Here is a 21461-nt window from a genome sequence, read left to right on the forward strand (position 1 = left end):
ACCTGTCGAGAAAAACCCCGCTTATGCGGGGTTTTTTTATGGCCGCTACTTACCGCCTGAGGTGCGACGCTGGAGCTGATCGCGCAGATTCGGCGGCGTGCCTTTAATGGTCAGCGTGTCGGTCGCCGGATCCCAGAAGATACGTTCCCCGAGCAGCATGGCATCAAAATTAATGGTTAACCCACCGCCGCTACCGGCAAATTTCGTCAGCTGACGGAGCGTACTGCGATCCGCCGGGAAGCTCTCTTCCAGCTCATAGCCTTTTTCCGCGGTAAATTCCTGGAAGCTGACTTCGCTGACGCCCGCCAGCTCTTTGGACAGCGACTCCAGCTCAATCTCTTCCCCGGCCTGTAACTGCTCGTTACAGTAGCTGTAAACCTGCTGACGCACGGTCTGACGCTCAGATTTATCCAGCTGCGCCTCAGCGGTAAAGTCATCCACCGCCTGGAGCAGACCTTTGTTCTGCGCTTTGGCGTTCAGCCCTTCACTGGCACCGAGGAAGTCCATAAAGAAATCGGCCACTTTGCGGCCCACGCGGCCTTTAAGGAAGGTCAGGTAGCGCGTCGATTCCGGATTGGTTTCCCATTCGGTTAAATCAATACGCGCCACAATATCCGCATGGTTGATATCCAGATAGTGCGTTGAGCTGATATCCAACTGCTCGTTCACACGCATGCTGCTTAAATTATTCAGCACGGTGACCAGCAGATACTCTACCGCCAGATAGCGGTAGTGGCAGAACAGGACGATACCGCCATCGGCGAAGGGATATTTCGCCAGTTCGTCACGAAGACGGCCGGTTGCAGCGCGGCTGAATGCCAGGAAATCCTCTTCGCCCTGACGTTGCAGGCGCAGGCTATCCGCCAGCTCGCTCTCTTCGCTGAACAAGCCATAGGCTCTATTTTTCGCGCTGTAGACGCGATGCAACTCCGCCATCATCTCGACAACGGTAGGCGTTGGTTCCAGTAACGAATCGCGTAGCACCACTTCAAGGGTTTGCTCATCACGCTTGATAAGCTGGTGCAAGGCAATCTGGTTGATTTCCAGACTCATGATAAACTCTCCTTTTAGACCGGGCGGTATTCAACCACCACCAACGCATGTGTGCAACAGAAGATAAAAAAGGGGAAAAAAAGCTGTTGCTACGGTAATATGTCGCCCTTCTCTCAACAAACTGATTTTGATTTATGCCACAACATTCCCGCTACAGTGACGAACACGTTGAACAACTGCTCAGTGAGCTGGTCAACGTACTGGAAAAACATAAAACGCCAACCGATCTCTCCCTGATGGTTTTGGGAAATATGGTTACCAACCTGATCAATACCAGCGTTGCTCCGGCTCAGCGTCAGGCGATCGCCAAATCTTTCGCCCAGGCTTTGCAGTCATCCGTTAGCGACGACCAGGCACACTAAGGGAAACGAACAACAGTTTATGGTGACGAATCGTCAGCGCTACCGTGAAAAAGTCTCCCAGATGGTCAGCTGGGGGCACTGGTTTGCCCTGTTCAACATTCTGTTGGCGATGGTGCTCGGCTGCCGTTATCTGTTTGTGGCGGACTGGCCAACCACGTTAACCGGGCGTATCTACTCGTGGATGAGCCTTGTTGGTCACTTTAGCTTTCTGGTCTTCGCCACCTATCTGCTGATCCTGTTCCCACTGACGTTTATCGTCATGTCGCAGCGGCTGATGCGCTTCCTGTCCGCCATTCTTGCGACGGCGGGCATGACGCTGTTGCTTATCGACAGCGAAGTTTTTACCCGGTTCCACCTGCACCTGAATCCTGTCGTCTGGGAGCTGGTGATCAACCCGGATCAGAACGAGACCGCCCGCGACTGGCAGTTGATGTTTATCAGCGTGCCGATTATCCTGCTGATCGAAATGTTGTTCGCGACGTGGAGCTGGCAAAAGCTCCGCAGCCTGACCCGACGCCGACATTATGCGAAGCCCGTCGCGGCGCTCTTTTTCGCCTCATTTATCGGTTCGCACCTGATGTATATCTGGGCAGATGCGAACTTCTACCGCCCTATTACCATGCAGCGCGCGAATCTGCCGCTCTCCTATCCGATGACGGCACGTCGTTTCCTTGAAAAACACGGTCTGCTGGACGCGCAGGAGTATCAGCGTCGTTTGGTCGAACAGGGTAATCCGGAAGCGGTCAGCGTGCAGTATCCCCTAAGCGATCTGAAATATCGCGACATGGGGCGCGGTCAGAACGTGCTGCTGATTACCGTCGATGGCCTGAACTATTCTCGCTATGAGAAGCAAATGCCTGCCCTGGCTGAATTCGCTGAGAACAACATCGTATTCACTCAGCATATGAGTTCCGGTAATTCGACCGACGCGGGTATTTTCGGTCTGTTCTACGGTATTTCACCGAGCTATATGGACGGCGTGCTGTCGGCCCGTATTCCGGCTGCATTGATTACCGGGCTTAATCAGCAGGGCTACCAGCTGGGGCTGTTCGCCTCTGATGGTTTCAACAGCTCGCTGTACCGCCAGGCGCTGCTGTCTGATTTCTCACTGCCAGCCGCGCAGAGCCAGTCTGACGATCGGACTGCTGACCAGTGGATAGACTGGCTGAAGCGCTATGCACAGGAAGATAACCGCTGGTTCTCCTGGGTTGCGTTTAACGGCACAAATCTTGATGACAGCAATCAGAAAGGCTTCGCGCGCCGCTATAGCCGTGCGGCGGGTGATGTTGACGCGCAGATCGCTCGCGTGCTGACCGCCCTGCGCGACGCGGGCAAGCTGGATAATACGGTCGTCATTATCACGGCGGGGCATGGCGTGCCGCTCGGCGACGAAGCGAAGGGCATGGACTGGTCGCGCCCGAACCTGCATGTCCCGCTGGTGATCCACTGGCCGGGCACTCCCGCGCAACGCATCAACATGCTGACCGACCATAAAGACGTCATGACCACGTTAATGCAGCGGCTGCTGCACGTTAGCACGCCGGCAATTGAATACTCGCAGGGACAAGACCTCTTTAGCGCCACGCGGCGTCATAACTGGGTCACGGCTGCTGGCGAAAACACGCTGGTGGTGACCACGCCGACGCTGTCCCTTGTGCTGAACAGCAACGGCAATTACCAGACGTACAGCCTCGAAGGTGAGAAGCTGAAAGACCAGAAACCGCAGCTCAGCTTGCTGTTGCAGGTGCTGACAGACGAGAAGCGCTTTATCGCTAACTGATTATTTATGAATCAGTTAGCGTTGCTTCCCCCTTGCAATCAAAAAGGAATCGAGTAGTATTCCTTTTATGCGTCGGCACGTAGCGCAGCCTGGTAGCGCACCGTCATGGGGTGTCGGGGGTCGGAGGTTCAAATCCTCTCGTGCCGACCAAAAACACATTGAAAACCAGCCTCTTACGGCTGGTTTTTTATTTTCTGGAAATTGTAATGGCGAAACGATGGTGAAATGATGGTAGAACCTTACTTTAAATTGCAGGGCAATCATCGTTACCGACCCGGTTAAGACTATGTGTTAGCACGCCAAAAACCTCAACGTCATTCAGCTCATCGCCTTCTATCGCTTCACCATCTTCAGTTATCAATGCCGACCCGTAGAGCTTTGCAAACTCGTTCCTGTTATCCATTCTTACCAGTAGCGTATCTCCCTGCTCTGGCCTCAGAGCAATGTTAATCACTGCCCAACCACAGGATGTTTCTATTACCCTGCTGTTCCCGTCAATTCCGCATAACAGATCTATGGTTAACCGCTGTTCCTGGTAATCCATAGCCGGTGAAGGAAAGCCCATCAGAAAACCCTCCCCATATTACGCAAGATCCAGTAACGGTTATCGCTTCCATCCGTCGTCTTATCAGCAAAGTCTGGTTGGTATCTCTCAATCCATGTATTGGCATCTTCCTGACTGAAATGCCAATTCCTAACGCGCAATTCAGTGATGAATTTGTCAGTGTTCAAACAAAGATATCCCTTTGGATTCTGTTGTATGGCCGCTAAAAAGGCTGCACGTATATCAGGTTGACGAGGCATAAGAGCACCCTCACTGGATTATTGACTGTATACATATACAGTAGTATTTTTGTGATTACAGATCAAGTTAGCCAAGAGGGATAGTAATGTTTGTTGAACTGGTATATGACAAGCGTAATGTTGTGGGCTTGCTGGGGCTAAAGAAATAATACTGGCCGAGCTGACGAAGCGGGTGCACCAGATTTTCCCTGATGCCGAAGTGAAGGTGAAGCCGATGCAGGCGAACGGCCTGAACAGCGATGCCAGCAAAAGCGATCGGGAAAAACTGAACCGCTTGCTGGAGGAGATGTTTGAAGAGTCCGATATGTGGCTGGTTTCTGAGTTCCCGACCGTTCGCCAGGTTGGCCTGTAGATATTGTTCGGGTAATATTCCCGACGTTTGCTCGGGCATGAACACTGAGCAATCAGCCGCCGCTCATTCTTACACAAAATGGGCGGCGGTTTTTTACGAGCCCTGTTCCTGCTTTAAAGCCTCTTCCGTTTGTTTCTGATTCCAGATGCTGTCAACTGGCATTTCTACACGAACGCTGACGAACTGGTGAGCCGGGATGTCAACCGGCTCACCATCTGCCAATCCATCACGCTCATTCCTGGCAAATGCTGGCGCATCAGGGTGAGTTCGGTGGTAGGTTTTCACCAGCACAGAACCATCCGCGCTAACCTCATAATCCAGCCATATGAGCGGTTGCTTATTCCTGTCTGTGGGGATTTCAAATCCTCCGTCGATACCGCCCCAGGCAGCGTCTGAATTGAGTGCTTTACAGCCTTCAATAAGATATTGCCCGACATCCAGACGAGTCACCGTGACGCCTTCTGATTCGTCGTTAGTTTCATACTTACCATCAGTGAAGATTTTGACGACCGGGGATGCCTGCTTTATAAAGCCATTGCTATCCACGACTGTGTTTTTATCATCGTATAATATCCTGCTGTGATTCCATCCAGTTGCTGCTGCACCACCAAAAATACGAACTTTGCCAGATGACTGAAAAGGCATTGAAAAAAGGCTATACGTATCACCTGTCCGGGCAAATATTGTCGGTGAATAGTTCCATATATTCCATGGCTCTGGTATCTGTGCATTATTTCGAAGAACCGTAAGCCCATACCCTGTCAATCCAACAAGAAGATCATCCTGGCTAGTTGTGTTGAATATTAATGCCCCATCCGGACGACCAAGCCCAAACATGCCGGGCTGCATGACATTGTCGCTCGTTGTTCCTGTGTTTTTTGTTGCAGAGCTTCCCAAACCGAGGTTTGTGCGAGCGTCTGCGGCATTCGTTGCGCCGGTTCCGCCATCTGCGACAACAAGCGCACCGTTGCTCCCTTTCTGTGCCAGCTTACCGATGCCAGGGATGGTTACGGAGGTACCGTTGATGGTTACCGTGATGCTCTGATTGGCTGAGGTGGTGGCGAACGTCTCCCACGCGCCAATGTTCTCGTCATACTCTTTGATAAGCTGCGACATCGCCTGTGCCAGTCCGTCAACAGAGATATTGTCCGACACCAAAATCCCATATTTCTGTCCACTCAGTGCCGGAGCGGCGGCAGGTGTAACCATCATCGAGGTGGAGCTGTCCACGCTTGAGATCTGGAAAATTTGAACCGGACTCGACATCACGATAATCGTCTGGCCAGCGCGAACCTGGCTGGCCGGAGCCGTCCAGTTCGTGCCCGTGCCGGTTGCGGTGTTTCCATTAATGGCGATGGTGCCAGTGTTATAAAGCATATTTTCTCCAGGCAATAAAAAACCCCGCCATGGCGGGGCTTGTTAGTGGGGTTTTGTCAGTACATTGCGGGGATGACGGGAATACTCATTCCGGTATATCTCTCGCCGGTCACAGAATACTTGTCTGTCCAACGGGAACGGACACGGCCATTTCCACATTTTACCGAGTTACCGCTCATCACCAGTCCCTTGGAGCGCATGTTGCACCACCCACTGGCTGTAGACGAGTTGAAACCATAGCAGCCAAGCGCAATCATGCTGTTGCCAATATCGACCCAGCTATTGCCCGGTGAATAAAACTGATTGCGGAATATAAATGGACGGCGGGTGGTAGAGAAAGTGCACTGACCAGCGGCGTTGATGAAATTTAATCCCCTCCCTGGCACAGGAGCCTGAACCGCAAAAATCGCAATATCGACATTCACAGAACGGGCAATATCGTCATAGCCCGTGTAATCCTGCCGGGAGTAAATATTATTACCATCACATTCAAGCGTAGCGGCACTGTCATTCCAGCGGGCAAAAACGAGCCCTTTGGCCGGAAGTGCGTAAGTACCATTTACATTGACCGTTCCACTGAAAACACAGGAGGCAACACGGCTGACATCAGTGATCGCAATAAAGTCTGTCGAATCCTCAATGAGCAAACCACGGTTTCCACTCTGCCCCGCGGGTAAAATCTGCCAGACTGTGCCGGGAAATGTTTTATCTTTCCCCCAGCCATCTGATGACCAGACTCTCTGAGTCAGGGTTCCGTTGCCGTTATTGGTTATCCCATCGAGAACCATAATCGTTGTTATCAGATTCGGCGAGCGAGTCACATTCACAACCGAGTTTGATGGAATGAAAAAAGGGGTCGCTCCGGCAACATAGCCCTGAACAGTCATGGTCTGCTGGCCCCATGCCTCCACAGCCTCCCCACCATACGACGGACACTTCATTCCGGCAGTGATGGTCATTGCCGGACGCCCGTCATTCAAATCGATATAAAGCCCCCTGGCCATCAAAATTCTCCTAGAACAATACGCCCACCGTTCGACAAATTGACAGTGACACCGTTGTTATCGATCGTGACTCCTCCTGTTGAGTTGGTAAATCCAAACTGCCCGTTTTGGGCGTAAACCCCGCCACGAACCGTCACATTATTGAAAACGGCATAACCCGATTTGTTGATGTGCCAGCCAACGTTTCCGGTTCCGTCCCAGGTTGTCGACTGGATGTAGCTGCCGATTTTGAGGTTGCCAATTGTCCCGTCACCAATGACCGTGTCCCGGATTATGGTTTGCCCGTTCTGAATAACGAACGGCAGCGTAACCTCAGCACCGGCCTGGTGAGTCACCGCAAAGCGGTCGGCCAGGAAGATAACCTGCGACTGCATGCCGGATGGCGTATTCTCAACGCCAATCCCCATCCCAGCAGCGTAATACTGACCATTACTGGATAACCCGACCTTGATGCTATACATCGCGCTGAGCTGGCCGTTTACGTTCGCGATGGCCTGAGCGTTAGTGGTAATGGCTGACGTATGCCCGTTGATGGTCGCCGTGATGCCGTTTATCTGCGTGGCCGTGGCCTGCTGGTAATCGGAGAACGTCTGGTTCAGGCTGTTGATGGATGCCTTGTTTCCGTTCACGTCAGTCTGCAAACTCAGCAGCGAACGCGCCGTTGCCTCCTTCTCGTTGACGATCACCTCATCAATGCGGTCCAGCTGCGCGCTGTTACCGGCGACGGATGCAGACAGCGTTTTGCGCGCGGCCACCTGCGCCAGGTTGCCCTGAATAATCGCGATAGCGGAGTTCTTCACTCCCCCCGTCATGCCGTCCACAGACACGCTGATATTATCGATACGCTGACCCAGTGCGGTATCGGCCGTCGCCACTGTCTGCTCAAGCTCGCTCAGAGAAGAAGACACATCTCCGACCGTGCTCGACAGGTTTGTAACGCTGGTCTGAACCTTCCCGATATCCTGGGCGTTTTTGGCGATTTCCTGCGCCTGTTGCGCCAGTTCGTCGTTGGCCTGTTTGATGTCGTCAGCCATGCCAGCAATTTTTTCATTGCTGTCTACCGCGTTCTCGATCAGGTCTTTGAACGTATCGGAGCCTTTCATATCCTCCAGGATCGCATCGGTGATATCGGATACATCGATGCTGGCCTGCCCGCGCACCCATTCTGTGTACCCTGATTCGTTGCCGCTGCGGTCCACCAGCTGCGCGCGGTACCAGAAAATCTGCCCAGCCTTAAGGCCCATCTGCTGATATTTGCGCTGCGGATAAGGTACGTCTGCCAGCAGCATCGCATCGTCTTCCGTCCCTGTCAGGCTGTACTGAATTTCCGTCTTCAGCGTGTCGTCGGTGTTCGCCGGGAATCCCCAGCTCAGCTCGATACCGAAAACCACATTATCAGAAGCGATGAAGCCGACAGGTTTCGGCGGATTACCCACTTTACCCGTAAGATTCACTTCTGATGATGTCGCCCACACCGATGAAACGTCGCTGGCGTTCACCGCCCTGACGCGGACCAGATAGCGACCCGAGTAGATACCCTGCACTTCAAAACCGAGAGAAGACATTCGGGGCACGCTTACCCAGTTGCCGCTGTCACGCCGCCATTCCGCCTCGTAAGCAACTGCACCCTGAACAGAATCCCAGGCAACGCGCATAGTGGTAATCGCAATGTTCTGGTTAACCGTAGAGTAACTGTCTACGACAATATTTCCTGGTGGAGCCTGAACCCCAGGTGGAATGACACTGACTGGCCGCTCGTCCAGTCTTGCGCCGGTATCAACGGCGGAATAGATGTCAGGGTTGTAAGTCGTCCCGGTGACTTCGAAAGTGCCGTCGTTGTTGTCCCGCGTTCCCGTAACACGGAAAAGCGCTATAAACAGATCGTCAGAGTCCACACCCCAGTTACATTCAGCCTCCGGCGTTTCGCTGTAGGGTGTGGTGACAGTGACTGTGTTTCCGTTAACGGCCTGGACGGTTCTGGCCTGAGCTGTGCCTGATGGAAGATTCAAAAACAGCCGGTTCCCGGCCTTCACATCAGCGGCGCGATCGAGGGTTATGTTGCGGCCGTTAACCGCACTCACCCTGCCGCCGATAGTTCTTCCGGCCAGCTCGTTAGCAGCCACGCCGATCACCTCCCCGACAGGTGGAACGTCCATGCCCGTGCTGAAGGTCACCACCTCGCCGATACCGTTAGTGAGCAGCGCCCAGCGCCCCCGCCGGTTTGCCTCTGACTGCCTGGTGCAGCCGATCGCAGTCATTTCGAGCTGACGATAATCGAAGCGCATGGCCAGATCGTTATCGTAAACAGGCTCAGGCGTGTCTTTATAGTGGTTTGCAGGGTCTGACCAGTTCACCAGCGCGGCAGTGTTTCGGGTGGTTTCACTCGGATCCGCAAAGGTAAATTTTCCTTCAACAACGCTGGCGTGGTTATAGATGTGCCACACATCCCGTGGCATATCAGCCAGGACATACATCTTATTGTCGCCCCAGTACGTCATGCCGCGAAATATACCCGCCAGATCACGAAGTACGGTCCAGGCGTCATTACGGTCCTGGATATAAACGTTGCAACGAAAACGAGGCTCCGTCCCGCTGCCGCCCTTGCCGTCTGGTACCAGCTGATCGCAATACTGGGCGATGCGATAAAGTTCCCACTTGTCTATCTGAGTCGCATCGATTCTTTGCCCCAGCCCGAAACGCTCGTTCAGAATGATGTCGTAATAAATCCAGGCGGGGTTATCCGTCCATGCCCATTTAAACACACCTTCCCATGTACCAGAGTAAGTGCGGGTTTCAGGATCGTAGGTATCAGGTACACGGATGATTCTCCCCTTCGGATTGCACACAACCTGAGGAATGCCATTAGGGAACTGCTTTGCGTCAAACTCTACATACAGCAGCGCTGTGTTAACGTAGCGAAGTTTGGCGTCAATAATTTCAGTTACAGCTACAACGCGCATGGTGTCCACGATATTCACGCTCGTGGAATCCGGCGTGATTCTGCGAACCCGTAACTGCCAGCCAGTCGAGGATTTTGGAAGGTTAACGCGGTGACTGCGCTCATAAAGCGACGTGGTTTTGTCATCAACAGCACCGTTAACCACCGTTTCATACGGCCCGCCATCGACCGACAGATCGATAGCATACTCGACGCGGGTGCCGACTTTATCACCGTTGTTTTTCTGGAGTAAAAGAGTTGGCCATCCCAGGCGAATTCGCAGCGCAGAGAGCTGCGTGTTGGATACCGCGCGCACGTACGGCACAGCCTGTTTCAGCTCGTATGAAACCTGAAGTTCGTTTTCAATGCCGGGGAAGCCCTGAATGTAGTCCTGGTCCTGAGTACCGGAACGGAACTCATATTTCACATTATTGAAGTTATAACTTCCGTCGGCGTTCTGAAGAGGCGTGTACGAAGATGAGTCACCAAGAAAAATGTTTTTACCATCAAGCCCGCCAGCGAACTCACCCTCTCCAAGCGCAATCAGCACCTTTGCCCTTGCAATGGACTGAATGCTGTCCGGTGCTTCAACGGGTGTTCGGGTCTGATTGCTGCCACCTTTACCGCGGCCTTTGATGATCGTCGTCGTCATATCGCGTCCATAAAAGAAGCCACCGTCAGGTGGCTTGAAATGGGTAGTTTGGTTTATTGCTGATCTTCTGCATAAATCCCGGCTGAGATAATCGCACCGCCTATTTCCCTCTGTCCGTAAAGCAAAGGAACGGGGTTACCGGATGCCGTAGTATTGACGGGTCCGCCAAACGCATAGGAAGGCTTATTATCTGGGTCCTGTCGCATCCTCAGACCAGCAACCTGAGGGGAAAGCATTTGCACTACACCACCCACAGCCATAGAACCAGCTGCGGCATATAGCGCCATTTGTGTACCTGCTGCCCATCCTATTGGGTTCCACCAGGTAAAAGCCGCAATTGCGGCGGCAGTAACAATTTGAAAGAGGCCAGCCCTTTTACTGCCGCGTATTACAGGGATAATGCGAAGTTCATCGCCAGGTCCAAGAAGATCAAACTCTTCCTTTCCTATGTTTATTTGGTTTCGGAAGATGACAAAGTCCAGCCCCTTCGCTCTGGTCTCACGCAGGTAGGCATCAAATCCATCAATTGTGTTAGATAGCGCCCTGAATACCTCACTGGCAGACGTTAACGCGCGGCGGTGGGTCCTGCCAAATCGCTGAGCCATTGAACCACTGAGTTTAATGACGGTTTTTCTTTCCATTACATCAAATCCTTATAGCGCAGAATTTTGATGGTACGGTCACGATAATAGCCACCGTATGGAATGCGCTGACTTAGCTGGCCATACATGTGGTGAAGGAGCACATTACCCTCAAGCAAAATACCCGCGTGGTTTGGGACTGCGGACTGTACCTGCATGATCACCATGTCACCTGGCTGGGAAGGCCCGTCGAACTCCCTGAATCCACACTCATACCAGTTGTCCATGTAGAGGTTTTCGCCCTGCTCCCACCAGTGGCGATCTACGCTGTAGTTGGGCAGTTCAATGCCGTGCTCGATGCGGAAATAGTCCATGATGAGAGACCAGCAGTCTGCATACCCGAGTACAAACTGGCGCCCTGTGAGGGGACGGTCTCCGCGAGGCATGACGGTGCGAATGTCGCCCTCCGGCCACGATGCAATAATCCACGGCAGTTCCGTGGCATCACACATCAGCATGTCGAGCTCGCTCGGTTGGGTTGTTGCACCGTCGCCGGGGTGACTGTGGACGATCGCCACCACAGTGCCCTGCTCTTCGGCGGCCGCATAATCCTCAGGATTGAGTTCGAATTGCTCAGTCGGCGACTCAGCATTATTTTTGCAGGGGATGTACTTCTCCACCCGCCCCTTCTGGATAACCACGCCACAGCACTCTTCAGGGAAGGATGCGGCGGCATGTGCCAGAATGGCGCTAACTGTTTTGTCGCGCATAATTATCCTCTCAGAAGTGAAGCCCCAGGAAACCCGCCATAATCCAGCTGTTCATTCTCTCCGAAGCGAGGTTTACAGCCTGTTGACAGCAGTCCGGAGCAAACATCCTGTGAAGGATCGTCCACCCGGTTGCCGTCTTTATCGAACCAGCCGTTTTGCCCGGCGTAGGTGCAGCCGTTCCCCGTTTTGTACCAGCCCCGCATGCACCACGTGCACATTGGCTGAATTTGCCGGGTCGGAATGAGTTGCCCGCGCAAATCGGCTGGACTGGAAAGCTCAAACTCTACGGTTTCATCGTCTGATCCTGATTTACGGTCGATGTAATAAACCTGTTTGCGCTCCTCGTTGGGATTCGCAGTTGGGTTCCCGTCAGGAAAATTTCTTGCGTCCAGGTAGTGGGCGAAAGTGTCATGGATGATCACCTTTGCCTTAGCCATCCCCTGAAACCTTCGGCACAGCGCGCCAATCGTGCCACTGATGTTTGCCACGGTGAGAGACGGCCGTGAACTCTGGCCGTCACTGCTTACAGATATGCCGGTCAGTTCATACGGCCACGCGCCATACTCCTGCCCCTGCCACCACACCGACTTCGGCTCAAGTTTTGACTCGTCGCCGCCTGCGGCGATGATTTCCGCCTCGGTATGCGGGATTGTCTCGTTGTGAAAGCGAAGAATACCCGCACCGAACGCTGAGCCGTCCACCTCGATCAGGCGGACGCGCTTACCCGGTTCCAGTTTCTGGACATCAGATGAAATGCTCATGGATGGTATGCCTGTATGAATGTGCTGCTGAGGGTGTATTTCTTGTTGCCGTGGGTAGATATCTGGAAGGATTCCGCGCGCCATAAGCCTGAGGGCTCAAGCGGCGGCTTCCAGATAAATGACTTCCACCCTGCATGTCTGTTGAGAAAGTTTTTAATGGCCTGAATGTAAGCCTCGTCGCCGGTAAAGCTCACGCTCCACTGAGGTGTTACCGGGTTGATGCCGTCCCCGGCCACCTGTGTATAGCCATCACCAAACTGCGCCTTTCGGGTACGAAAACTTGTATCAACCTGAGAGGCAACCTTTGGGCACCAGCTGAAGGTTTCGACTGCCATGGTTAAACTCCCTTGATTAATCGCCACAGAGGCGAGCCCGGCATGCTGGCCTGTTCGTTAATGACACCAGTGATGGCATCCTTAAGCTGCCTGCCTGCTGCTCCGGCAGTACCCTGACTGGACGCCTGTGGAGATCCGCCCTGAATATTGATATCGCCGAAGTTAACTGAAGGCACACCGCCAGAGACCTGCGGCATCCCCACTGCGCGAACGGCAAGATCACCATTAGGTGCCCGCGTGAGGGGCATGATTGCTTCAGGACCTGCCTCGCCGAAAATCCCTGCGCCTTTAGCAAAAGCAAACAGCTGAGGTGTCTGAAAAACGCCATTGCTGTAAGCGCTCAGGGACGGAGAGTCGTAAACATTACCCTTCGCATTAAAGGTAAAGTTCGCGCCGGCATTCTGAATAGCGGTACCGCTGCTGGCGGTTGCGGCTGACGAGGCGCCAAAACTGAACAGTGATCCAATTGAGCTGACGCCATTAGCAACAGCCATGTTGACCAGAACGTTCTGGATAATCTTCAGTACGCTCACGCCCCAGTCCTTCCAGCTGTCAACGTTGCCATTGAGCATGTCGGTGATCGTGGTGACCGCGCCACCCATGGCCTGCTTCATGCCGTCAGCAGCCATGGAAGAATAATCAGTAGCTTCGTCCACCCAGTTCGCATACCCCTCAGACAAGCCCGTCATCCAGTCGTCACGCTGCGCATCAGAAGCGACGTAATATCCCTCCTGGTCGCGCAGGCGCTCTTCGAGGTAGCGCTTATTAAGTGCCAGCCCCTGCTGATAGAACGTCTCGTCGATTTCACCAGCCTGACGCTGGCGGAGAAGATCGGTATTCTTCTGCTCAAACTCCTTACGCAGATTGAACTGCTCCTGAAGTCTTTCACGGAACCTGGAGCCCTGCCCGTAGCCCAGCAGTTGCGCTTCATTGGCTGCGCGGGCGCTGGCGTTACTGTCAGCAAGGTTGGCTTCGTAATTTCGCAGTTGCTCACGTAATTTAACCTGGTCAATCAGCGCAGCATTCTGCAATACCGTCTTTTTCTGGGCTTCCGTCAGAGAAGCAAGTTCGCCCTGGCTGACCTGATATTTAACCTTCGCCAGTTCAGTATTCTGACCTTGCAGGGCAATCTGCTCTTTTTGCTGCTTGATAAGGCGCTTATATACATCCTCGGTTTTCTCGCCTTCGGTTTTACCGCCCTTCGCCTTAGGTTTGTTGGCCTCATTATTCCGCCATTCAGCAAGACCGTTATTAATCAACTCCTGACGGCCTGTCTGGAATTGCGGATCACTGGTTAACCCCAGGTCATCGGCTGCATAACTCAGACGCAGGCGCTCTTTGGCCTCACCCTTCAGGCGTGACAACTTCAGATCCCGGCGGCTCTTTTCGAGGGCATCGGTTTGCTTTTTGTCGAGGTCGGCCTGAGGAAGTCTGAGCGGGACGTTAGCCAGCCCCTGACGCGCCATAAGGAGTTGGTTACCCAGGCCGAGTAATCGATTAAGTTCATCGTGCTGCCCATTCATCAACAGAAGTGATTGATAAGCCCGGTTCTGATTCGCCGCCTCCTCCCGAATTAGCGTCACACGCCGATGCTCAAGACCTTCAAGAACCTGTTGGATAGAGGCAGATTTCTCCTGCATCTGGGCAAGTCTTTCCTGCTCAACAGATAACTGTTCAGTGGCTGTAGCCAGTCCACGGGTCACGGTATCCAAAGATGTCAGGTGGTTAATCATGAAACCACCGCTGGTCGTTGGACCGGGATTACTGATCACTGACTGATAACCAGCTATCTGCTCTTTCAGATTTTCTATCTTGCTCTTTTGTTCATCTATCAGCCTGTTCTGCTCATTCAATGCTGCGCGAGTTTTCTCAGCATTGTCTGAAGCTTCAGGCAAAGACATTGCCTTCGACTTTTTACTGACTTCATCAATCGTGGTGGCGTATTCCTGCGCAGAACGACGCGCCTGCTCCTGATTTTGATACATCGCATACCATGCACCAGCACCCAACATGACCAAACCTGGTATTCCGCCGATGAGACCAAGTGCACCACTCATCAGGCGAGTACCAACTGATGTTACATTGTTGAGATTTCGCTGGGTGGAGACGCGATTTGCCAGATTCCTGTCTCTGGCTGCCTCCGCAGAAGCCAGTCGTCTTTCAGCAATAGCCTGAGCGTCGGCATTTTTTGCAGCCACCAGCCCTGCCTGCGCACGCTCAAGCGCAGTTCTGGCCCTGACTTTTTCTGTGGCGGAGCCACTTGCAAGAGCAGTGGTCAGCCTGGCTTGAGCTGCTGTGACTTTGGCTTCCGCTGCCGCAATTTTTTCTTGCTGAGCGGCCTGAACATCTGCACTTCGCGATCTTTGAACAGCTTGCTGGGCTCGATAAACTTCTGCCCTTGAAGCTGCAACAGCAGACTGAGCCGCTTTATCCTGCGCGACAGCAAGGGCAACCTCTGATTTCGCAGCTGAAATTAGCGCACCTGTTGCGCTACTGGCGCTGGTTACAACTCCGCTGAGGTATCTTGCCAACCCAACACCAACAAGCGCCCCAGCGACTGTTGTAATTGTTGACATATTGTCAGCAACGTCATTCAGCGCGCCGCTCACTGCTGATGAAGTAAAAGAATCAAGCGTCTGGGCAACATTATCCAATCCGCCAGACAACGCATCAGTAGCACCGGTTGCCTGGTTTACACCGCCCACCCAGGCCATGAATGAGTTAGTTACTTTTTGAAGGGATCCAGAAACCGTTTGTGGCATGCTGGCAAATTCGCCCTGCAATGCTCCTAACTGGCTCATTAAAGCTGGGACAACCTTATCGATCGTAAGCTGTCCCTGGTCAGCCATGCTCTTGAGGTCTTTACGGGCTACACCCATTCCCGCAGCCAGAGCGCGGATTACCCGATCACCGGCTTCGTTAACGGCATTAAATTCTTCACCGCGAAGAACGCCTTGTGCGAGCGCCTGGCTGAACTGAGTGATAACAGAACTCGCCTCCTGAGTGTTAGCCCCAGAAAGTTTAAGGCCGGTAGAGACAGCTTCGGTAATTTTCAGAACTTCGTCAGAGCTATAACCGTACTCGCGCATTGAGGCTGCTGCGCGGGAAAAAAGGTTTGCGTTATCTGAAAATGCCGTGCCGGTTCTTTGGCTGATTTCCATTAATTGACGCTGAGAAGCGGCAAAATCATCAGCAGAAGATGATGCCTGCTTGAGTCGCGCGTTTACGGAGTTCCACTCGTCAGCAATCTGAACGATCTTACCAGTCGCAAAAGCTGCCGTAGCAGCGGCAGCAGCTCTTCCTGCTGATGCAAATCCGGCAGTCAAATCAGATAGCGCCCTTTCGCTCTCTCTGGCAGCAGCAGCGGCCTGCCGACCACCATTTTGCATGGTGCGGTAATAATCCTGCCCCATTCGTGAGGCGCGGGAAATTTCCGTCTGGAAAGATTGAGAATTGGCGGAAATTTTGATTATTAATTCGCGTAAGGTTGCCATTTATCCAAACTCCAGACGTAAAAAAACCGCCGAAGCGGTTTTATTTTTATTGTTTCCAGACCTTTTGCCTGGCCTCTTCAAGGTATTCTTCATCTGTTTTAGCCGGAGGTGATTCGGCCATCAAATCACTGCCACAATGTTTACATTTAATGGCTGCGTTTTTGATTATTTCCGCACAGAACGGACACTTTTTCATACCCTCATTTTCAATTAAGTCTTTTTCTTCAGCTGCCACATCTTTCTTAATTACCAACGAGTGTACAAAGGCAATAATAAACAGCAATGCACCATAAACCCACCAAGCAAAGAAAGAGCGGCCTTTGCTTTGAGCTATTAAGGCTGGAATTAAGCCTATTACAATTGAAACAAGTAAAATTTCCATTTTCTATTCCCAGAATTATTAGTGGCTAAAATCCTAATGTTTTCTGGGTAAAAAGTCACTGAGTTGCTGCTGTAAGTGCAGCCTCAAGCCCAGCAAACGGGTCCTTCGGTGCTGATTGCTCATCACCACCCCAGCGCAGGATCGCATCGTCCAGCGGTACTTTTTCCCCCTGCGAGCCGTAGATGGCAGAGACGAGCTGGGCGGCCTGAATGTCGCCACGGATATCGCCAACCGGACTTTGCCTGTCGAACTCAATCCACATCAGAAGCTCGCTTGCCGTCATATTCTGCCGAAGCTCTGAGAGCGTGCGCCCCATCCGGAGCGCAAGCGACATCAGAAACTTTACGCCGGGGGTTGAGACTTTTCCCGCGCTTCGTCCGCATTGTTGATCAGGTCAAGAGCCTGTTTGAGCAGGCGTGAATGGACGGGGCCGTAGATTTCACGCACCTGCTCTTCTTCGTCTACGCTGAATACCGGTTGCTTATCGGTGTCGCACAGGACGTCAATGAAGAGCACCACGTCAGCGCAAAGATTACGGTGTGCCTTTTCCGATACCGACACATTTTCATCATCAGCACCCGCTTTCACCACTTCCTGCCAGCGCAGCCAGGCTTCACCTGACGGCTCACGGAGAACCACTTTGACGCCTTCCCACTCAGGAACGGCGACCGTCTTATGACGAAATCCCGACATCTTAGCCAGGGCGAGATTTTTAATATTCTTCATGAGACCTCTCAGGAGCCAGACTCGATGTTTTCAGGCTTACCTTTCAGGCGCAGGGAGAACGTTGCCGCCACTACGCCGTTGGTACCGGAAGACCAGGTGTGCTGGCGGATTTCAGCCAGGAACTTAAAGCCCTTGCCGGACGGGAAGATAACCTGGAAAGCGTAGGTCGTATCGTTGTCATACGCCTCACGCAAGGCGTCCTGCGCCGGATTCTTGTAGAAGTTGCCGGACAGAGAGATTTCTGACGGAGAAGGCAGGCCGTTGATGTTCTCCTGCTCGGTAGAGCAAAGTGTTGTTACGTCGATATCCTGCTTCTGACCACCGGTGAACTGAATTTCTTTGATGGTGCAACTCAGATCGAGGAAGGTTGCGGAATCCATCGTTTCTTTGGTGGCTGGCAGGGAGGAAATAAGGATCTTCGTCAGCTGCGATTTTTCATAAAGTGCAGACATAGCTGTCTCCTGGAAAAAGAAAACCCGCCATCAGGCGGGTTCGTTGGGTGAATTAATTGTCAGGGGGTAACTTTAAAATCCAGGGTGGCACGGTAGAGCCGATAATCTGGCTCGTACCCGGGGATTTTTACCACCTCTGTAGGGGTTAACGGCTCAAGCGAAGCGAGCACCAAATCTCTCATGGATCGTGATTCAGCGATCGAAGTGGAATACACATCGACCTGAACGGAAACCCTGCTCTCTGCCTGGCCACACAGTACGTCAGCGGAAACATCATCGACGATGGAAAAGATAATCCAGGGTGGAGAGACAGACGGTTTCCCGTCACTACCTAATGGCGCAACATAGGGGTATACCCGTCCTTCTGCCAGGGAAGAAAGCAAGGCGTAGATATTATCTTCATTCACTTGCTCAATACCTCATCAATAGCCTGATTCATCCTGGCAATGGCGACGCTGGCGGCCTCTTCCTCGCGAGTATCGTAAGCGGGTCGCACAAACGGATGTGCAGGCATGTTCGCGGTGCCCAGCTCAACGAATCGCCAGTAAAAGGCGTTTCTCGGGTTACTCGCCTTCATCGTGTTATCGCTGTTCCCGGTGCGCGGGTTAACACCACGAATATGGACGCCGGAAGAAATCTCCCCGCGGCGGCGGCTTTTTTGGGTAACCACCACAACGTTTTTTTTCAGTTTTCCGGTTCTCTCAGGAGCGCGTGCGATCACTTCTTCCTTTAGAACTTCTGCCCCGGCGCGCGTGGCATCACGCAGAACCTTGTTGTTTTCCGCGCGGCTAAGCGCTTCCAGATCCTTTGCGATGTCATTTAACCCGGAAAAATCGAGGCTCGTGTCTATCATTTTTCGATCCCCTGCTTACAAAGAATTTCGAGCTGAATGCCGCGAGAATCAGGTATCGGCGGACCAATGATATTTAAAATGGCCCCCTTGAGCGGGCCAGTCATAACCCTGAGTCTGGACGCAGCAGTTATATCGCTACGAAATCGTGTCCATACCCTGATGGTTGCGACTGCGGTTTCAGCACCAGCGGCTACCAACTCACGCCCACTGATGCCCTTAACTTCTGCCCAGGCTTCTGCACCGTCATGCCACGTTTCAACAGGCTGACCAGAAGGATCACGCGATGTTGTGATGTTCTGAATTACCACCCTATCTCTCAGTCTTCCGGCCTGCATAACCCCTCCTACACTCCGTAAATTCGGTATGGCTGAAGCAGGGCTTCAACTGCAAGCGGGACCTCTGCAACGGTTTGTCCGATGACCACGGATTCCCGGTTTGCATACCAGTGACCGATAAGCAGTAGCATGGCTGCCTTGACATCATCATTGAGCAGTATCGGGTCCGGGTCGTCAGCGTAGCCAGGGCTGCTTTCCTTTTCATAGAGCGTTCGCCGTGTCCATGTCTGGACGTACCGGGCCGCCGCACCTGTGTAAATCTCCAGCAGAGCATCATCACCCGTAAAGTCGGTATCAATGCGGCAATGCTGTTTCACCACATTCTGATCAAGCATTTATTTGCCCCGAAAAAAAGCGGCCCGAAGGCCGCAATAGTTATCAGCTACCCGCGCCGGTGCTGAATGAACCGTAAACGAACGCCTCAGGACGTTTCACGGCCAGCGCCAGACGTTCTTCGCAGCGAATGGAGATCATGTTTTTCTCGAAGTCGTCGGCGTTTTCGGTGGAGATAACCACGTTGGCATCTTCACGATCGAACAGTTGAGCTGCGGCATTGAATGCGCCTGTCAGGAATTTGCCCTGGAAAGCTGCTGCCTCAGTAGCTACCACCGGAAGCCCCCAAAGCGTAGGGCCAGTCAGAGATGCCGGGTTAGCCAGGATATAGCGGCCCAGACTGTCTTTCGTGAGCTCAATTTTCGCCCAGTCGATGAAGTGCAGAACGTGGCCAGATGCAGGGAAACGAGCCAGTTGAGCCTGAAGCATTGCCAGGCGCAGATCATCAATCCCGTTCTGGCTCTCAACAGAAAATGCCGGGTCGAATGCTGAGGCCTGAGGAACGATGCCGTGCAGGTGCACACCAGTACCGTCGCCGAACAAGATTTCCTGTTCCTCAACATATTTCAGGCCGTAACGCATCTCAGCGTCAACCGTAGACTGGAGTTGAGCGAAATCGTCAAGGATCTGCTTGGATGCCTTAAACATGTGCGCGATGGTTGTCACCGGCGTGATTTTAGTTGCGAATTCAATATCGCTGTAAGGTTTGGCAGTCCCCTCTGCAACGACTTTCGCTGCATTGGTAAAGCCCGTTTGCTGCACCCAGAAAATAGCCGGTGAAGATGTGCGGCCAGGCGCAATCAGATCACGAATGAAGAGACGCTGTTTTGGTGCAGTGTCGATGCCAGGCAGTCGCTGTGGTTCAACCACGCCATCTGCAACATCTGTAGAAAGCAAGGCCGCGTGAACTGGGACGCTTACGCGCTTATTGCCTTCAACGCTCGCGGCAAAGGCCTTCAACGCCTCGCTATTAATCACCACCTGTCCAACAGTTTCGGTAACTTTAGCAGCGTTGTTCAATGGCATTTGGGCAACATGCTGTTCCAGCTCACCAAGGCTGGCCTTAAGGGTTTTTTCAGCTTCCTTAAGAGCATTGAGCTCTGTCGCCATTTTATCTACAACATCTTTGGTCTGAGCTGAGAGCTGACCATTCTTTTTCGCTTCGGTCAGTGCCTCTTCTGCTTTCGCGTTGAATTTGCTGGTTGCATCTTCAATGCTGGCAGTGACTTTTTTCAGAATTTCGTTTACTTCAGACATAAAGGGTCCTTATTTGACTAACGCCGCAAGAGCGCTTTCAAGTGAATTGAGGGTTTCAGGTTTGATCTCTTCGGCAGCGCCCGGCGTACCGTCGTTGGTGGTGACAGCGCCAGGCATGCCACCGGATAAGGCTTTAATGAGTTTTCTGCGCTCAGAGCGCGGGGTGTTGGTTTTAGCCAGCAGCGCATCAAGTTTTCGAAGCGCGGCCGCGGGTGATTCATCGCTATCACTGACCGCATCAGCAGAAAGAAGGCTGTCTGCCAGTCCCTTCGCCACAGCGTCACTGCCACCGATATAACTCTCGGCATCCATCAGTTTCTGAACAGCTGCCATATCAAGACCGGAACGCGCCGCGTAGATGTCTGCCATAGCGTTATCGAATGGCTCCAGAGACTGTGCCAGTTCCGCAAAGTCATGGCGGTTACCCATCGCGTAGACCCAGCAGTTGTGGATCATCAGAAATGCACCACGACCGATCTGAATATCATCCCCGGCCATCGCAATGACTGAGGCGGCACTGGCGGCAATTCCGAGCACCTTCACCGTCACACGGCCTTCGTATTCACGCAGAAGGTTGTAGATTGCCAGGCCTTCGAACATGTCACCGCCAGGGGAGTTGATATTGACCGTGACGTCGGCGCCATTCATCGCCCGTAGCGCACCGGCGATACGTTTGGCTGTTACGCCTTCACCCCAGTAGTCCTGTCCGATCACATCAAAAACAGAAATACTGTTGTCGTCGGTGGCCGCAGCTTTGATCCCGCCATCCCAGCGATCCAGGGCGGAGGGTAAAGTTTCACAGGTGACCCGCGCGCAGGGGCGACCCGCCGGTGCTGCCGGAAGTTGTTTTTTGCTCATCA

At 52.9% G+C, this 21461-nt stretch carries 22 protein-coding genes, 1 tRNA gene and 2 pseudogenes; 4 read left to right on the forward strand and 21 right to left on the reverse strand.

Annotated features, from left to right (window positions below; translation table 11 throughout):
• Positions 1-45 precede the first annotated feature (45 nt).
• Entirely contained in the window at positions 46-1053 is a 1008-nt protein-coding gene (yejK, locus tag L2Y28_RS14640; protein ID WP_022648734.1) for a nucleoid-associated protein YejK, read from the reverse strand.
• 134 nt (positions 1054-1187) lie between these two features.
• Here yejK and L2Y28_RS14645 point away from each other — a divergent pair, with 134 nt between their 5' ends.
• The 3 genes from L2Y28_RS14645 to L2Y28_RS14655 all read left to right on the forward strand — a co-directional run bounded on the left by L2Y28_RS14645 (position 1188) and on the right by L2Y28_RS14655 (position 3345).
• Positions 1188-1415, forward strand: coding sequence for a YejL family protein (locus L2Y28_RS14645; protein WP_001135586.1), 228 nt, complete (start codon positions 1188-1190; stop codon positions 1413-1415).
• A 19-nt stretch (positions 1416-1434) separates the two neighbouring features.
• Positions 1435-3195 carry an LPS biosynthesis-modulating metalloenzyme YejM gene (gene yejM, locus L2Y28_RS14650; protein ID WP_022648735.1) on the forward strand — a complete coding sequence of 587 codons (1761 nt, stop codon included), beginning with the start codon at positions 1435-1437 and terminating at the stop codon, positions 3193-3195.
• A 73-nt stretch (positions 3196-3268) separates the two neighbouring features.
• Positions 3269-3345: transfer RNA gene (locus L2Y28_RS14655), tRNA-Pro, on the forward strand.
• 94 nt (positions 3346-3439) lie between these two features.
• Here L2Y28_RS14655 and L2Y28_RS14660 read toward each other — a convergent pair.
• Both L2Y28_RS14660 and L2Y28_RS14665 read right to left on the reverse strand, forming a co-directional pair.
• Positions 3440-3760, reverse strand: a complete 321-nt coding sequence (locus L2Y28_RS14660) for a hypothetical protein (RefSeq protein ID WP_058645269.1) — start codon at positions 3758-3760, stop codon at positions 3440-3442.
• Positions 3760-3999 (reverse strand): hypothetical protein, encoded by a 240-nt coding sequence (locus L2Y28_RS14665; protein WP_058645268.1) that lies wholly within the window; start codon positions 3997-3999, stop codon positions 3760-3762. Before L2Y28_RS14665 ends, L2Y28_RS14660 begins: the two co-directional genes overlap by 1 nt.
• Before the next feature lie 86 nt (positions 4000-4085).
• Here L2Y28_RS14665 and L2Y28_RS14670 point away from each other — a divergent pair.
• Positions 4086-4351: pseudogene (locus L2Y28_RS14670) on the forward strand (DinI family protein).
• A gap of 93 nt (positions 4352-4444) precedes the next feature.
• Here the strand turns inward: L2Y28_RS14670 and L2Y28_RS14675 are convergent.
• From L2Y28_RS14675 to L2Y28_RS14760, 18 genes and pseudogenes are all read right to left on the reverse strand, one after another.
• Positions 4445-5728 carry a phage tail protein gene (locus L2Y28_RS14675; RefSeq protein WP_236919555.1) on the reverse strand — a complete coding sequence of 428 codons (1284 nt, stop codon included), beginning with the start codon at positions 5726-5728 and terminating at the stop codon, positions 4445-4447.
• A 56-nt stretch (positions 5729-5784) separates the two neighbouring features.
• Positions 5785-6732, reverse strand: coding sequence for a DUF6453 family protein (locus tag L2Y28_RS14680; RefSeq protein ID WP_234097483.1), 948 nt, complete (start codon positions 6730-6732; stop codon positions 5785-5787).
• Positions 6732-10322, reverse strand: a complete 3591-nt coding sequence (locus tag L2Y28_RS14685) for a host specificity protein J (RefSeq protein ID WP_236919556.1) — start codon at positions 10320-10322, stop codon at positions 6732-6734. The genes L2Y28_RS14680 and L2Y28_RS14685 overlap by 1 nt, the downstream gene beginning before the upstream one ends.
• A gap of 53 nt (positions 10323-10375) precedes the next feature.
• Positions 10376-10963: a tail assembly protein gene (locus L2Y28_RS14690; RefSeq protein ID WP_001549121.1), complete on the reverse strand. Its 588-nt coding sequence runs from the start codon at positions 10961-10963 to the stop codon at positions 10376-10378.
• Complete coding sequence (locus L2Y28_RS14695; protein WP_022648744.1) at positions 10963-11673, reverse strand: C40 family peptidase; 711 nt, start codon at positions 11671-11673, stop codon at positions 10963-10965. The genes L2Y28_RS14690 and L2Y28_RS14695 overlap by 1 nt, the downstream gene beginning before the upstream one ends.
• A gap of 2 nt (positions 11674-11675) precedes the next feature.
• Positions 11676-12434, reverse strand: coding sequence for a phage minor tail protein L (locus L2Y28_RS14700; RefSeq protein WP_006809150.1), 759 nt, complete (start codon positions 12432-12434; stop codon positions 11676-11678).
• Positions 12431-12769 carry a phage tail protein gene (locus tag L2Y28_RS14705; protein ID WP_022648745.1) on the reverse strand — a complete coding sequence of 113 codons (339 nt, stop codon included), beginning with the start codon at positions 12767-12769 and terminating at the stop codon, positions 12431-12433. Before L2Y28_RS14705 ends, L2Y28_RS14700 begins: the two co-directional genes overlap by 4 nt.
• A gap of 2 nt (positions 12770-12771) precedes the next feature.
• The gene (locus tag L2Y28_RS14710; protein WP_058645264.1) at positions 12772-16263 is read right to left on the reverse strand and encodes a phage tail tape measure protein; all 3492 of its coding nucleotides are present in this window, start codon (positions 16261-16263) and stop codon (positions 12772-12774) included.
• Positions 16264-16309: 46 nt separating this feature from the next.
• On the reverse strand, positions 16310-16645 hold the full coding sequence (locus L2Y28_RS14715; protein ID WP_032634878.1) for a zinc ribbon domain-containing protein: 336 nt from the start codon (positions 16643-16645) through the stop codon (positions 16310-16312).
• Positions 16646-16700: 55 nt separating this feature from the next.
• Positions 16701-16979, reverse strand: coding sequence for a DUF4035 domain-containing protein (locus L2Y28_RS14720; protein WP_058645263.1), 279 nt, complete (start codon positions 16977-16979; stop codon positions 16701-16703).
• An 8-nt stretch (positions 16980-16987) separates the two neighbouring features.
• A complete protein-coding gene (locus L2Y28_RS14725; protein WP_001549114.1) occupies positions 16988-17371 on the reverse strand; it encodes a phage tail assembly chaperone in 384 nt (127 codons plus the stop codon).
• 32 nt (positions 17372-17403) lie between these two features.
• A pseudogene (locus L2Y28_RS14730) lies at positions 17404-17823 on the reverse strand (phage tail tube protein); the annotation flags it as partial.
• A 59-nt stretch (positions 17824-17882) separates the two neighbouring features.
• Positions 17883-18230, reverse strand: a complete 348-nt coding sequence (locus L2Y28_RS14735; protein WP_058645262.1) for a DUF3168 domain-containing protein — start codon at positions 18228-18230, stop codon at positions 17883-17885.
• The gene (locus L2Y28_RS14740) at positions 18227-18676 is read right to left on the reverse strand and encodes an HK97-gp10 family putative phage morphogenesis protein (RefSeq protein WP_058645261.1); all 450 of its coding nucleotides are present in this window, start codon (positions 18674-18676) and stop codon (positions 18227-18229) included. Before L2Y28_RS14740 ends, L2Y28_RS14735 begins: the two co-directional genes overlap by 4 nt.
• A complete protein-coding gene (locus tag L2Y28_RS14745; protein WP_058645260.1) occupies positions 18673-19011 on the reverse strand; it encodes a phage head closure protein in 339 nt (112 codons plus the stop codon). The genes L2Y28_RS14740 and L2Y28_RS14745 overlap by 4 nt, the downstream gene beginning before the upstream one ends.
• Before the next feature lie 8 nt (positions 19012-19019).
• Positions 19020-19346, reverse strand: coding sequence for a head-tail connector protein (locus L2Y28_RS14750; protein ID WP_058645259.1), 327 nt, complete (start codon positions 19344-19346; stop codon positions 19020-19022).
• Between the two features lie 43 nt (positions 19347-19389).
• A complete protein-coding gene (locus tag L2Y28_RS14755) occupies positions 19390-20601 on the reverse strand; it encodes a phage major capsid protein (RefSeq protein WP_023296252.1) in 1212 nt (403 codons plus the stop codon).
• Between the two features lie 9 nt (positions 20602-20610).
• Positions 20611-21459, reverse strand: a complete 849-nt coding sequence (locus L2Y28_RS14760) for a head maturation protease, ClpP-related (protein WP_045342764.1) — start codon at positions 21457-21459, stop codon at positions 20611-20613.
• Positions 21460-21461 lie beyond the last annotated feature (2 nt).

The sequence above is a fragment of the Enterobacter sp. JH25 genome (assembly GCF_021725435.1).
GTDB lineage: Bacteria > Pseudomonadota > Gammaproteobacteria > Enterobacterales > Enterobacteriaceae > Enterobacter > Enterobacter intestinihominis.

Bases quoted from the DNA above. Each gene is read 5' to 3' on its own strand.
- yejK (WP_022648734.1), bottom strand. From the start codon at position 1,053: ATGAGTCTGGAAATCAACCAGATTGCCTTGCACCAGCTTATCAAGCGT.
- L2Y28_RS14645 (WP_001135586.1), top strand. From the start codon at position 1,188: ATGCCACAACATTCCCGCTACAGTGACGAACACGTTGAACAACTGCTC.
- yejM (WP_022648735.1), top strand. From the start codon at position 1,435: ATGGTGACGAATCGTCAGCGCTACCGTGAAAAAGTCTCCCAGATGGTC.
- L2Y28_RS14660 (WP_058645269.1), bottom strand. From the start codon at position 3,760: ATGGGCTTTCCTTCACCGGCTATGGATTACCAGGAACAGCGGTTAACC.
- L2Y28_RS14665 (WP_058645268.1), bottom strand. From the start codon at position 3,999: ATGCCTCGTCAACCTGATATACGTGCAGCCTTTTTAGCGGCCATACAA.
- L2Y28_RS14675 (WP_236919555.1), bottom strand. From the start codon at position 5,728: ATGCTTTATAACACTGGCACCATCGCCATTAATGGAAACACCGCAACC.
- L2Y28_RS14680 (WP_234097483.1), bottom strand. From the start codon at position 6,732: ATGGCCAGGGGGCTTTATATCGATTTGAATGACGGGCGTCCGGCAATG.
- L2Y28_RS14685 (WP_236919556.1), bottom strand. From the start codon at position 10,322: ATGACGACGACGATCATCAAAGGCCGCGGTAAAGGTGGCAGCAATCAG.
- L2Y28_RS14690 (WP_001549121.1), bottom strand. From the start codon at position 10,963: ATGGAAAGAAAAACCGTCATTAAACTCAGTGGTTCAATGGCTCAGCGA.
- L2Y28_RS14695 (WP_022648744.1), bottom strand. From the start codon at position 11,673: ATGCGCGACAAAACAGTTAGCGCCATTCTGGCACATGCCGCCGCATCC.
- L2Y28_RS14700 (WP_006809150.1), bottom strand. From the start codon at position 12,434: ATGAGCATTTCATCTGATGTCCAGAAACTGGAACCGGGTAAGCGCGTC.
- L2Y28_RS14705 (WP_022648745.1), bottom strand. From the start codon at position 12,769: ATGGCAGTCGAAACCTTCAGCTGGTGCCCAAAGGTTGCCTCTCAGGTT.
- L2Y28_RS14710 (WP_058645264.1), bottom strand. From the start codon at position 16,263: ATGGCAACCTTACGCGAATTAATAATCAAAATTTCCGCCAATTCTCAA.
- L2Y28_RS14715 (WP_032634878.1), bottom strand. From the start codon at position 16,645: ATGGAAATTTTACTTGTTTCAATTGTAATAGGCTTAATTCCAGCCTTA.
- L2Y28_RS14720 (WP_058645263.1), bottom strand. From the start codon at position 16,979: ATGTCGCTTGCGCTCCGGATGGGGCGCACGCTCTCAGAGCTTCGGCAG.
- L2Y28_RS14725 (WP_001549114.1), bottom strand. From the start codon at position 17,371: ATGAAGAATATTAAAAATCTCGCCCTGGCTAAGATGTCGGGATTTCGT.
- L2Y28_RS14740 (WP_058645261.1), bottom strand. From the start codon at position 18,676: ATGATAGACACGAGCCTCGATTTTTCCGGGTTAAATGACATCGCAAAG.
- L2Y28_RS14745 (WP_058645260.1), bottom strand. From the start codon at position 19,011: ATGCAGGCCGGAAGACTGAGAGATAGGGTGGTAATTCAGAACATCACA.
- L2Y28_RS14750 (WP_058645259.1), bottom strand. From the start codon at position 19,346: ATGCTTGATCAGAATGTGGTGAAACAGCATTGCCGCATTGATACCGAC.
- L2Y28_RS14755 (WP_023296252.1), bottom strand. From the start codon at position 20,601: ATGTCTGAAGTAAACGAAATTCTGAAAAAAGTCACTGCCAGCATTGAA.
- L2Y28_RS14760 (WP_045342764.1), bottom strand. From the start codon at position 21,459: ATGAGCAAAAAACAACTTCCGGCAGCACCGGCGGGTCGCCCCTGCGCG.